This window comes from Streptomyces sp. NPDC050485 (assembly GCF_044458185.1).
Taxonomy (GTDB): domain Bacteria; phylum Actinomycetota; class Actinomycetes; order Streptomycetales; family Streptomycetaceae; genus Streptomyces.
Genome location: NZ_JBITHR010000061.1, coordinates 1 through 11591, shown reverse-complemented (window position 1 = coordinate 11591; position 11591 = coordinate 1). Strand labels below are relative to the sequence as shown.

7 protein-coding genes and 4 pseudogenes are annotated in these 11591 nt (G+C 68.5%); 6 read left to right on the top strand and 5 right to left on the bottom strand.

Annotated features, from left to right (window positions below):
• Nucleotides 1-99: 99 nt before the first annotated feature.
• From ACIBK6_RS41960 to ACIBK6_RS41950, 3 genes and pseudogenes are all read right to left on the bottom strand, one after another.
• A pseudogene (locus ACIBK6_RS41960) lies at nucleotides 100-455 on the bottom strand (hypothetical protein); the annotation flags it as partial.
• Nucleotides 456-856: 401 nt separating this feature from the next.
• Nucleotides 857-2464: a DHA2 family efflux MFS transporter permease subunit gene (locus ACIBK6_RS41955; protein WP_399058693.1), complete on the bottom strand. Its 1608-nt coding sequence runs from the start codon at nucleotides 2462-2464 to the stop codon at nucleotides 857-859.
• A gap of 397 nt (nucleotides 2465-2861) precedes the next feature.
• Nucleotides 2862-3375, bottom strand: a pseudogene (locus ACIBK6_RS41950) (transposase); the annotation flags it as partial.
• Between the two features lie 219 nt (nucleotides 3376-3594).
• Here ACIBK6_RS41950 and ACIBK6_RS41945 point away from each other — a divergent pair.
• The 6 genes and pseudogenes from ACIBK6_RS41945 (at nucleotide 3595) to ACIBK6_RS41920 (ending at nucleotide 10469) form a co-directional block, all read left to right on the top strand.
• Nucleotides 3595-4435 (top strand): annotated as a pseudogene (locus tag ACIBK6_RS41945) (hypothetical protein).
• A complete protein-coding gene (locus ACIBK6_RS41940; protein WP_399058691.1) occupies nucleotides 4416-5624 on the top strand; it encodes a cytochrome P450 in 1209 nt (402 codons plus the stop codon). Before ACIBK6_RS41945 ends, ACIBK6_RS41940 begins: the two are co-directional and overlap by 20 nt.
• Before the next feature lie 36 nt (nucleotides 5625-5660).
• Entirely contained in the window at nucleotides 5661-6197 is a 537-nt protein-coding gene (locus ACIBK6_RS41935; RefSeq protein ID WP_399058695.1) for a cupin domain-containing protein, read from the top strand.
• A 333-nt stretch (nucleotides 6198-6530) separates the two neighbouring features.
• Nucleotides 6531-7580 (top strand): zinc-binding alcohol dehydrogenase family protein, encoded by a 1050-nt coding sequence (locus ACIBK6_RS41930; protein WP_399058689.1) that lies wholly within the window; start codon nucleotides 6531-6533, stop codon nucleotides 7578-7580.
• 119 nt (nucleotides 7581-7699) lie between these two features.
• Nucleotides 7700-9086, top strand: a pseudogene (locus ACIBK6_RS41925) (IS1380 family transposase).
• A gap of 372 nt (nucleotides 9087-9458) precedes the next feature.
• Nucleotides 9459-10469, top strand: a complete 1011-nt coding sequence (locus ACIBK6_RS41920; RefSeq protein ID WP_399058687.1) for a DUF1259 domain-containing protein — start codon at nucleotides 9459-9461, stop codon at nucleotides 10467-10469.
• A 319-nt stretch (nucleotides 10470-10788) separates the two neighbouring features.
• Here ACIBK6_RS41920 and ACIBK6_RS41915 read toward each other — a convergent pair whose 3' ends face one another.
• Both ACIBK6_RS41915 and ACIBK6_RS41910 read right to left on the bottom strand, forming a co-directional pair.
• Nucleotides 10789-10911, bottom strand: a complete 123-nt coding sequence (locus ACIBK6_RS41915; RefSeq protein WP_399058685.1) for a PmrA — start codon at nucleotides 10909-10911, stop codon at nucleotides 10789-10791.
• A 108-nt stretch (nucleotides 10912-11019) separates the two neighbouring features.
• Nucleotides 11020-11226 carry a hypothetical protein gene (locus ACIBK6_RS41910; RefSeq protein WP_399058684.1) on the bottom strand — a complete coding sequence of 69 codons (207 nt, stop codon included), beginning with the start codon at nucleotides 11224-11226 and terminating at the stop codon, nucleotides 11020-11022.
• Between the last annotated feature and the right edge of the window lie 365 nt (nucleotides 11227-11591).

Below are 11591 nucleotides of genomic sequence, written 5' to 3'. Positions count from 1 at the left end.
CTGGATCAACAAGCCCGACGAGCACAGACCCGACGACCAAACGATCCCGACACAGCGATAGAACACTTCACCTGCCTTGATCACGTTGACAGGTTCCGGTCCGTGCAGCAACTTGCGTTTGAGGCCCTGGAAGAGCGACTCGGCGAGGGCATTGTCATGGCTGGAGCCGACCTGGCCCATGCTGCGGCGGATGCCGTGCTGGCGGCAGGCCTTGGCGAAGGCGGCCGCGCTGTACTGGGCTCCTGTGTCGGTGTGAGGGTGTGCGCGGTGAAGTGGCGCATCATCAGGTGCGGCGTGGGTGGAGCCGTTCTGTCCGCGTTGGTTGTGCGCTTGGTGCGCCGCAGGTGCCGGCCGGCGATGTGGTTGATCCGCATCAGTCGAGTGAGGCGCTTGGGGTTGGTCCCGGGTCTGAGGTTCGACCTCGGGAGTGGGTACCGGGTCTCATGTGACGAGTGACGGCGTGGGTGACGATGTCAGCTGTTGCACGCACGGAGCCCGGAGACCGCACGCCGCACCTGTCACCGGGAGATCTCCAGTCGGCTGGTCGATGACGTGGCCGCACGAACGGCGTTCGGCCCTGCCCGGCCTGCCGCTGTCGCCTGCCGGTCAGAAGCAGTCGAGCGCTGTGCTGTACGGGAGCGGCGCGATGCCCCCGCCGGCCTCCGCCCGATCCGCATCGCGACCGGTGGCGGTCACCAGCGCCACCACCGGGGCCGAACTCACCCGGAGCTTGTCCCCGCCGAGGTCACGGACCGTCAGTGCGAAGGCATGTATACGGGGCCGCGGACTGCGGCGATCGGCGACGGGACCGCTGGTCTCAGGGTGCGGGCGACCGTGCCGGCTGTGGGCTTCGCGCTCACCCTTCGCTCCTCGCGCTCACCTTTTCCTGTTCGCGGGCGGGCGGTTCCTGAGGGGTGCGGCGCGGCAGGAAGACCAGGGCCACCACCGCACCGAGAGCGGCGACCCCGGCCGATGCGGTGGCGGTGACGTGCATGGCATGGACGAAGGCGTCGTTGGCGGGCTGGACCAGCGCCCTGCCCGCCGGCCCCAGCGTCTGGGCGACCGCCAGGGTGGTCTCCACCGACTCGCCCGCTGTGTGCCGCAGGTTCTCGGGCAGGCCGGGGACCGCCGCGAGATGGCTTTCGATGCCGCTGTGGTAGACGGTGGACAGCAGCGATCCCAGTACGGCGACCCCCAGCGCACCGCCGACCTGCCGGAAGGTGTTGTTGACCGCGGAGGCGGAACCGGCCTTCTCACGCGGCAGCGACGACATGATCATGACGGTGGCGGGTGGCATCACATGCGCCATCGCCATGCCCATCAGGAAGAACACCACCTCAAGTACCCAGATCGGCGTGGCAGTACCGAGTAGCAGGAAGCCGAGGAACGCGACCGCGTCCAGGGCCAACCCGGTGGTGCACACGGCACGTGCGCCGAACCGGGCGACGACCAGGCGGGCCCGCGGCGCGAAGATCATTTGGGCGGCGGCGAGCGGGAGCATCAGAAGGCCGGACTGCAGGGGGGTGTAGCCGCGCACGCTCTGGTTGTAGAAGACACTGAAGAAGGTCACGCCCACCAGCCCGAAGAAGACGAAGCCGATGGCGACCACGGAGGCGGAGAAGCGCCGGTCGCGGAAGTACGCGACGTTGAATGCCGGGTGGTCGCTTCGGTGCTCATGGAGCACCCAGCCGCCCAGAACGGCGACACCGGTGACGATCGTCATCCACGACTCGGGCGCGGTGAAGTCGGCGAGCTGGCCGCCCTTGATGATGCCGTACGCCAGCAGGACCAGACCGATGACGGACAGCAGCACCCCGACCGGGTCGAGCCGGCCAGGGAGGGGGTCCTTGGAGTCCGGGACGAGCGCGGCCATCGCGACCACGCCGATCGCCACGATGGGCACGTTGATCAGGAACACCGATCCCCACCAGAAGTGCTGGAGCAGCAGCCCGCCGGCGATCGGGCCGAGCGCGATACCGAAGCCGACCGTGCCGGTCCAGATGCCGATGGCCTTGGGCCGCTCGTCGCGGTCGAAGACGTTCGCAATGATTGCCAGGGTGCTGGGCATGACGAACGCGGCACCGAAGCCCATCAGAGCGCGGTACGCGATCAGTTCACCGGAGGAGCCGGAGATCGCGGAGAGCAGGGAGCCGGTGCCGAAGACCAGCATGCCGAAGATCAGGGTCTTCTTGCGTCCCAGCCGGTCGCCGACGAGCCCGGAGGTGAACAGCAGCCCGGCGAAGACCAGCGTGTAGGCGTTGATCGCCCACTCCAGCTGGCTCTGAGTGGCGCCGAGTCCAGTAGGGGGCGGCTGGGCGATGGTCTTCATCGCGACATTGAGGATCGAGTTGTCGAGCACGACAACGATCAGACTGAAAAGCAGCACGGTCAGGATCACCCAGCGGCGGGAATGCACCGCCTGGGGAATCTGTACGGTCGGTGACAGGGACTCGGGGGCAGACATGCCCCCACGCTAGAGTCACTCACTGTACAGAATCAGCACTATATCGTAGCTAACCCCCGAATGGCGGATGAATCGGCTATCGCCCGCGATTCCTCACTTCAGGGGAACACCGCTCATTCATGCTCGACTGTGACTGGATAGGTGTCCGGGAGTGCGGGTTGTGCGGTGTGTCCGGGGGGTGGCGGGTGTTCAGGTCTGCCGTGTATGGCGTGGGCGGGGCATCGGGCGTGGTCTGGCCGTGGCGGTCGGTGGTGGCGAGGTGGGTGCGGATCGTCGTGAAGTCGCAGGTGCCTTGCGGGATTCGCAGGCATCCGGAGATCTTGATGCGGAGTTTGGCCATGCGGGATTGGTCTGCTCGGCTCGACGCCGGTTTCCCGGGCGGTGTCAGTGTTCTTCTTCAGTGCGAGCGGTGGCCGGGTCTGCAAAGCTGGCGGTGTAACTGGGGCTGGTGTGGCTGGAGTTGGCCTGTGGTGAGGCGGCCGTCGAAGGCCGGGCCGAAGGCGTTGAGTACGCCCTTCCATCGCATGGTCCAGCGTTTGCGGCCGCGCCGGTCGGGTCGAGGCTCATGACGGCCATGTAGACGCACTTGAGGGCGGCCCGCCCGTGGGGAAGTGTCCACGGGCGCGGACGGCCTTGCGGATCCGTGCGTTGACGCTGTCGATGCTGTTGGTCGTGCACACAATGCGCCGTATTTCTGCATCGGACTGGAGAAGAGGCGTGGATTCGGCCCAGCTGGGCTCCCGGAGCAGGACGGTCGCCGAACGCTTGGCGCCCTATGTCTCGGCGAATTCCAGGAACCGTGTGGTGGCCGCGTCCTCGCTCGGCGTGGTGTCGACGGGCTTGGGCGCCTTCGTGATCTTGTCCCGGTCCTGGCGGGCCGCGTAACGGAACGACGCCCGCAGTAGGTGGAGCCGTAAGGAAACAGACTGCCGGTTGGCGCCCTGTTCACCTGCGATACCAAGAGGCAGAACCCGCAAGTTGTTTCCTTACGGCTCCGGTGTCCACCAGTGCGGTCCGCCCCCCTAACACGCTGGTGGAGCAGTATGCGGGCTTCGACGTGCGGGTTTCAACGGGCTGTCCTAGCGTGGAACGCGGCGCGCAACAGGGCCCCGTCCTTGAGGAGCAGATACATGGCCGTTCTGTGCAAGCCGGCAATCGCGGTCCCCGATCACATCAGCACCCTTGAGGAAACCCTCGAATGGGCGTGGAGGATGCGCCATGGCCATCCGCAACGTGATCTCGCATTCCGGCTGATCGGAAATACCACCGGAAATACCGGAATTCTCAAACGGCACGTCGTCCAGCCTCTCGAAGAGGTGTTGCGCCATCCCAAAGTAGACGCGCACAGCGCCGTCAACCAAGCGGAATCCAAGGCTCGTGTTCCGGCGGTAGTGCGCCAGGCGCTGGAACCCGTTCCGCGACGGGATCGCCGCCGCAGTGCTCCGGGGCAGTGGCGGCACCGGCATTCGCCCGGAACACAACGGCTGGTACCTCATCCCGAACACAGAGGACTGGATCTCCTACGCGGTCCGGTCCACCGGCTTCCACTTCCAGTTGGACAAGCGGGCGCCGGGCACGATGGAGCCGCTCACCCCGGCCTTGCGCGCGGTGGCGGAAGAACACGGCGGGGACGCCCGCAAGCCGGACTTCTCCATCATCCACGCAGGCGGGCCACGCACCCTCGACGATCTGAGCCGCTTCCTGGGCGTCCCGCCCGAAGCCTTCCGGTTCAGCCGCGCCACGCTCACTGAGTACGGCAACATCGTCGGCGCCGCGGTGCTCGACGCACTGGCACGCCCGTTTGACGAGGCGTCGGCCCTCGACTCGCACAAGGGGTTGCCGGCCGGCTTCGGTCCCCGCATCACCGCCGAGATCTGCCTCGGCCCTCGGCACTTGGCCCTTGGACCAGGCGGCTTGAGTCCGCGTCCGCACCGAGCAGGAGGTACGCATCGTGAGCAGTCAAACGGATGAGCCACCGGTCCGCTTCTGGAGCGTTGACGGCATCGAAGCCCTCGACTTCGACCCGGCGATGCAAGAGATGCTGGAAGACGGCGGACTCGCCCGTATCCGGATGCCGCACGGGGAAGGCGACGCGTGGGTGGCGACGAAGTACGAGGACGTCAGACTGGTCACCACCGACCCGCGGTTCAGCAGGGCGGAACTGGCCGGTCGCGATGTCACCCGGCTCGCCCCGCACTTCATCCCGCTCGACGACGCGGTGGGGTTCACCGACCCTCCGTACCACACCGGGCTGCGCAAGACAGTGGCGAAGATGTTCACCCGCCGGCGCATCGAGCAACTGCGCCCGCGCGCCGAAAAGATCGCCGAGGACCTTCTGGACGCGATGGAACAGGCCGGAGCGCCGGCCAACGTGATGGAACACCTCAACACGCCCTTCTCGGTGGCCGGGATCAGCGAGCTGATGGGTGTGCCGCAGGAGGACTGGTCCCGGATCATCGGCTGGACCCTGCTGGTCATCTCGTCGGCGCAGGGCCGTCGGCGCAGCGAGCAGGCCAAGGAGGAGATCGGCGCCTACTTCGACGCGCTGGCCACCCAGCGGATGGCGGAGCCCCGCGACGACGTGCTCAGTCATATGGCCGCCGCTGAGCGAGACGGCCAGCTTTCCCGAAAGGAACTGGTGGCCTTCGCTGTGCTGATGGAGGTCAGTGGCATCAACTCGGTGCGGTTCAACAGCGCCAACATGGTCTACCTGCTGCTCACACACCCGGAGCACCATGCCAGGCTGCTGGCCGAGCCGGACTTGCTGCCGCAGGCGGTGGAGGAGTTGCTGCGCTACATCCCCCACCGCAACGCGGTGGGCATGGGCCGCATCGCCACCGAGGACGTGCAAGTCGGCGAGGTGACCATCCGGCGCGGCGAGCCGGTCTACGCCTCGTATGTGGCGGCCAACCGCGACCCGGAGACGTTCGACAACCCGCACAGCCTCGACTTCGACCGCTCCTTCAATCCACACCTGGCCTTCGGTAACGGACCGCACTACTGCGCCGGCCCCTGGCTGGCCCGGATGGAGATGCAGGTGATGCTCCGCGGACTGCTCGACCGCTTCCCCGGCCTGCGGCTCGCCGTTCCGCCGAGTGAAATCCGCTGGCGGCAAGGCGAGCTGATCCGGGGTCCAGAAGCGATTCCGGTGACCTGGTGACGCGGAACGGAGGAACTCCCGATGAGTGATCTGACGATGCCCACGATGGACGGCCTGGTGCTCCCGCCGGGCGCGGGACGGACCCTGGTGACCAGCGCCCAGGAGGTGACGATGAAGGTAACGGGCGCGCGCACCCGGGTGGGTTCCCTCTTCGAGGTGGTGGTGCCCCCCGGGTTCGACGTGGGCGCACACGCCCATGCCAACAGCGAGGAGGTGTTCTACCTCCTCGAAGGCGAGCTGGAGGTGCTTGCCTTCGAGCCCCTGGAACGCACGCCGGACAACTGGCAGCTGTGGGAGTCCCGTTCCGGCGAGCGGCCGGTGCGGGCCACCCGGGGCTCGGTGGTGCATGTGCCGCCCGGCTGTCCGCATGCCTTCGCCAACCGGACGGACCAGAATGCCAGGATGCTCGTACAGGCGGCTCCACCCCCGAACCACGAACGCTACTTCGAGGAGTTGCTGGAGATCCTGAACGCCGACGGCCCCCCGGACGAGGCGGCCATATCCGCCCTGCGCAGGCGCTACGACATCCATCAACTGACCCCGTTGCGCACTCGGCTCAGCGGGCGGCCGTGATCCGGCCCCGCTCTCCGATGACGTGGTCACAGGTGTTGAAGATGGTGAACTTGACGTCCGTCCTCTGACCTCGGCCGATCCGTCCGCGTAAGTAGTGCGGGCGGAGACGGCCGGGGTAGGTGGAAACACCGAATCGCGAACGCACCAGTAGGAGATCACAGCGGTTCCGCCGGGTGCGGTGGTTCATATGGCCGACCCTACCGATGGCGCGTGCCGGCGGAATTCAGAGAGTGCGCAAGGTCGTACCGGTACCTCTGCCGCCACACCATCGGGCGACACCACCCTGCCGACGGCCAACGTCGGCGCTGCCCAGCCGACGAGAGGTACGGACCGGTGAAAGCGCTCATCATCGAGGAGTTCGGCGGCCCAGAGGTGATCCACCTCGCGGAACTGGCCGATCTCGAACCTGGGCCCGGCGAGGTCCGGGTACGGGTGTCGACGGTCGTTGTCGGCCGCACGAAGGACATCGCGACCCGGGCCGGACGTCCTCCTTTCGCGGGACAGGTGCCGGCATTCCCCCATGTACTCGGCAGCGAGCACGCCGGCGTGGTCGACGCCGTCGGTCCCGGCGCGGACCCGGCGCTGATCGGGAGACGAGTAGCCGTCTCCGCGGTACTCTCCTGCGGAAACTGCCGCGCCTGCCGGGCCCGCCGTGAGGAGGCGTGCTCGTCGTTCGCTCTGATCGGCGTACACCGGCAGGGCAGCTACGCGCACTCGTGCGTGGCGCCGCAGTCCAACGTCTCGCTGCTGCCGGATGACGTCCCCTTCTCCCAGGCGGCGGCCCTGGCGGGCAACGGGCCCGTTGCCAGAGCACAACTCGACGCCGGTCATGTGGGCCCGGGCAGCAACGTACTGGTGATCGGTGCGGCGGGGTCGCTCGGCGCGACCGCCGCATCGCTCGCCGGCTTTCGCGGGGCCCATGTCATCGGTGTCGACCGGCTGGCCGTCAAACCGGGCTGCATGGACGGCCTGCCACTGCGAGCGGCCCTCGACGGTGACGCGGAGGACCTCGCCGACGCCATTCGCGAGGTGACCGGCGAGTGGGGTGTCGACTGCGTCATCGACAACCTCGGCATCCCGGCGGTCTGGCACAAGTACCGCGAAACGCTGGCTGACATGGGCCGGATCGTCGTGTCCGGAGCGATTTCGCACGAGCCAATACCCCTGTCGCTGCTGCCGTTCTACCTCCACACCCAATCGCTCATAGGGGTCCGCACCGGCAACCGCACGGAGATCGCCGCCTTGTGGCGGGATGTGGCGGACGGCTTCCGTATCCCGGAGGAATTTGTGGATCCCAGGCCGTGGGAAACCGTGGGTGATGCCCATCGTGCCGTCGAGGCGGGGGTCTCCCGCGGCCAGGCAGTGCTCGAAGTAGGGGACTGACCTCGCTGTTTCACTCGGGTACGGCTGGCTTTGGGGCGGAAACGCGAAAGTGCCTCCCTGACCTGGGACGATGAACCTCGCTGAGGGGTTCTGCCGGTCCAGGCGGAGGGCACTTTCCCGTGCAGGCCATCGGGTTGCGTCCAAAGGTCCATGTCAGTGCCGATGGTTCGGGGGTGATCGGGCATGCCGGGGCACGGTTGTCGGCGGATCTCGCTGAGGCCACCGGGCTGACCGGCGCGTACTCCACCGCTCTCAGGCCGCTTCGGTCGCGCGGGACGGGGCGTGATCCGGGCCGGGCTGCCACTGATCTCGCGGTGATGCTCGCCGATGGCGGTGAGGCGATCGCGGATCTGGCCGTGCTGCGGGACCAGGGCGAGGTGTTCGGCCCGGTCGCCTCCACGCCCACGGCTGGCGGTTGCTTGCCGACATCGACAAGGCTGCACTCGCTCCGCTGCGAGTGGCCCGCGCTGCAGCCCGGGAAGTCGCCCGGATGCAGGCCGCCGAGACCAGCGAGGGCACACCCGCTGTCCGGGCCGGCGGACGCGAACTTCCCGGCCTGGTCCTGGACCTCGACGCCACGCAGATTGCCTGCCACTCGGAGAAGGAACAGGCCGCCCCGACCTATCAGGGCGGCTTCGGCTTCCATCCGCTGCTGTGTTTCCTCGCGAACACCGGCGAGGCCGTTTCCGGCCGGCTGCGGCCGGGCAACTCCGGAGCCGACACTGCCGCCGATCACATTGCGGTGCTCGACCAGGCGCTCGCGCAGATCCCCGACGCCCACCGGCACGGCACCGACATCCTGGTCCGCGCCGACAGGGCCGGATCCGTGAAAGCCTTCCTCGCCCACGTCCGCGACGTGCGGAAACGAGGAATCCGTACCTTCTTCTCGGTCGGATACGCGGTCACCGAGCCGGTCCGCCGCGCTGTCCGGGCCATGCCCGACCCCGCCCTGGACCAGGACGGGACGCTGCGTGATGGCGCCGAGGTGGCCGAGCTGACCGGGATGGTCGATCTGGGCGGCTACCCGACCGGCACCCGCATCATCGTGCTCCGGGAGCGGCCGCACCCCGGCGCCCAGCTGTCCCTGTCCGATCAGGACGAGGGCTTGCGGCATCAGGTGTTCCTCAGCGACACCCCGTACTCCGGCGGCGGTTCCGCCCAGTTCCTGGAGGTCCGTCACGCGGGCATGCCACTGCCGAGGACCGCATCCGGTGCGGCAAGACCACCGGCTTCAGCCCCCCCCGCGGCTTCGGCGTCAACGCTGTCCGGCTCGAACTCAGCCTCGCGGCGATCGACCTGATGGCCTGGACCCCTGTCCTCCTCCTGGACGGGGAACTGGCCACCGCCGAGCCGAAGAAGCTCCGCTACCGGCTACTGCACGTCACAGCCCGCCTCACCCGCGGCGGCCGACGCCTGCGCCTGCGGATATCGGCGACCTGGCCCTGGAGAAACGAACTGGCCACGGCCTTCCACCGCCTCGCCGCATCGCCCCGTCCCGCCGGCTGACCGGCAAACCCCCGTCCGCCACGACCCGAAGGACCCTGGAGAACCCCGACCACCGCACCGGGACTCCGCCATGCCCGAACACCGAAATCGCCCCGGTCACCCGACAGTTGCCCCTCAGCGACGCCTCACCGGCAGAACACTCGAAGCCGCGTCGCCAGGATCAGCAAACGAGCAGGCCACGGCCCCGAATCGTATTTTCGAGCAGGACAGGGCCCAGGAGGTAGGGAGAGGCAACCTTTGTCGGCCAGGTGGGCGAACGCGGGCGCGGGCGCACACATCTGGCCCCCGGACCGGGAAACAGTCACGCAGTCACGCAGTCATCGAGTCACCTAGGCGTAGGCGGGGGCGCTTACCTGGACGAAGAAGGTTCCCATGTCTGCCACCCGACGCGGGCGCACCGGCGCGCCGTCAGTCCTGGGCGCGCTGGCCGCGCTCACCGCATCCGCCCTCGCCCTGGCCGGTTGCGGTGCCGCCGCCGGGCACCGCGCCGACGGCCATGCGGGAGCCCCGGGCCACGTCCACTGCCCCCACCTGCAGCGCCCGATCGCCACGGCGGACGCCGACTGGCAACCGGTCGCCGAGGCGCTGGGCCGCACCGGCGCGTTGCGGGAGAACGTGGTCTTCGGGATCTCGCTGCCCCGCAGGGATCTGAAGGTCACCAGCCGGGGAGTGGACATCGGGTCGTCGCTCGCGCTCAACGGCAGCGCCGACTTCGCCCGGTACTGCGACGGCACCATGCTCATGGGCGACCTGGTGCTCACCGAGGACGAACTCCCCAAGGCCACCGAAGCCCTTCAGGAGGCGGGCATCGAGCAGACCGCCCTCCACAAGCACCTGCCCGAACAGACGCCCCCCATCTGGTGGACGCACTTTCAGGCCATGGGCGACGCGGTCACCCTCGCCCGCAAACTCAAGGCAGTTCTGGAAGTCAGCGGCGACCCCATCGCGGTGCCGCTGCCGCCGAGTACCAGGCCCATCGACCTGGACACCGCCGAGATCGACGAGGCGCTGGGCCGCAAGGGCATCGCCGAAGGCCGGACTTACAAGTTCTTCATCGGCCGCGCGGAGACCGTCACCTCACATGGCCATGTGCTGCCCGCACCCATCGGTGTCGACACGGTGATCAAGTTCCAGGCCCTGGGGGAGAAGCGGGCCGCGGTCACCGGCGACATCGTGATGACCGCAGGTGAAGTGCAGAACGTCATCCGGGTCCTGCGCAGGGGCGGCTTCGAACTCGTCGAGCTGCACAACCACATGCTGGACGACCAGCCCCGCCTGTTCTACGTGCACTACTGGGGAATCGGGGACGGCGTCCAGCTGGCCAGGGGCCTGCGTCCGGCCCTGGACGCCACCAACCTGGCGCCGCCCGCCCCGGCGTCATGACCCACGCCACCACCTGAGCAACGGCCGCGCACCGTCCGCCCTGTCCTCAAAGGCGGCCGGCCCCAGCGACCACGTGGGCAGTGGTCTCGCCAGGCTTCCTCCGTAGGCCTCCGACAACTGGGCGAGCACCTGCCGGCCGGCCCGGTCGAAGAGGATCTCGGCATCCGCCCGCGGCTCACCGTCCGCATGCCGGGGGCGCCCGTTCGTCTGCTCCCACCACGGCAGAAGCGACCAGGGCGTCCATCCCCTACGAGGCAGCGACCCGGCACAACAAAGGGTGCGGGTAAGAACGCTGTCACGAGCCGCAAATGAGGAGGTGTCACGTGCGGCGGCGTGCGGCGGGGTCGCGCTCAGCAACGTGTCGGGCGACCGCGTCGACACCGGGCCGCGCGTACCGCTCCAGGGAGCGGACGGAGGTGTGGCGGGAGCGGGCCAGCAGCACGGGGGTGGAGGTGCCGTCCTCGGCGTCGTGTGTCAGGGCACTGTGGCGTAGCCGGTGGAGTGTCCACCCGTCCAGGTCCTCGATGTTCTGGATTCGTCAGGACGATCGTCAGACGACGGGGGCGAGGAAGTTCGGGAGCTCGACGACGGTCGCGCTTCCCAGGGGCACGTCGATGGTGCCGTTCGTGTCCGCATCGACCAGCCCTAGCACGGAAACGTGGGTGTCGGCGTGGGCGGGTGCCGCGAGCGCGGCGGTACCCGCCGTGAGCAGGACGGTGGTGGCGAGGGTGGCCAGGACACGCTGAAGGCTCTTCATCGGGCTCTCTCTCGATCACGCGGTTGGGTGGGCGAGTCCTTTCCGCCAGGTTGTCCAGCAAACGCAAGGCCGCGGGTGGCGTGGTGGCGAGAGAAGGCCCGTCGGGCGCGGGAGCGCCCGGCGTGCGCGTTCGCGTGCCGGGCACGCGGATCGGAGCTGTGCGCCCTTGAGGGCTGGCAGGTCACCAACGACCCATCGGACATGCCCTAGGTCCTCGCCGAGCGTTGGCCGTTCTCGGTGCCGGCCTGGCCGAGCAGCCCCGCTCGACCAGACCCACGCGGCACTCGGGGTTGGTTCAGCAGCCCGTGGCGTTGTAATTCCAGAACGCGGCCCTGGTTTGTGGTCCGGCGATCCCATCGGGGTTT

Bases quoted from the DNA above. Each gene is read 5' to 3' on its own strand.
- ACIBK6_RS41955 (WP_399058693.1), bottom strand. From the start codon at position 2,464: ATGTCTGCCCCCGAGTCCCTGTCACCGACCGTACAGATTCCCCAGGCG.
- ACIBK6_RS41920 (WP_399058687.1), top strand. From the start codon at position 9,459: ATGTCTGCCACCCGACGCGGGCGCACCGGCGCGCCGTCAGTCCTGGGC.
- ACIBK6_RS41935 (WP_399058695.1), top strand. From the start codon at position 5,661: ATGCCCACGATGGACGGCCTGGTGCTCCCGCCGGGCGCGGGACGGACC.
- ACIBK6_RS41910 (WP_399058684.1), bottom strand. From the start codon at position 11,226: ATGAAGAGCCTTCAGCGTGTCCTGGCCACCCTCGCCACCACCGTCCTG.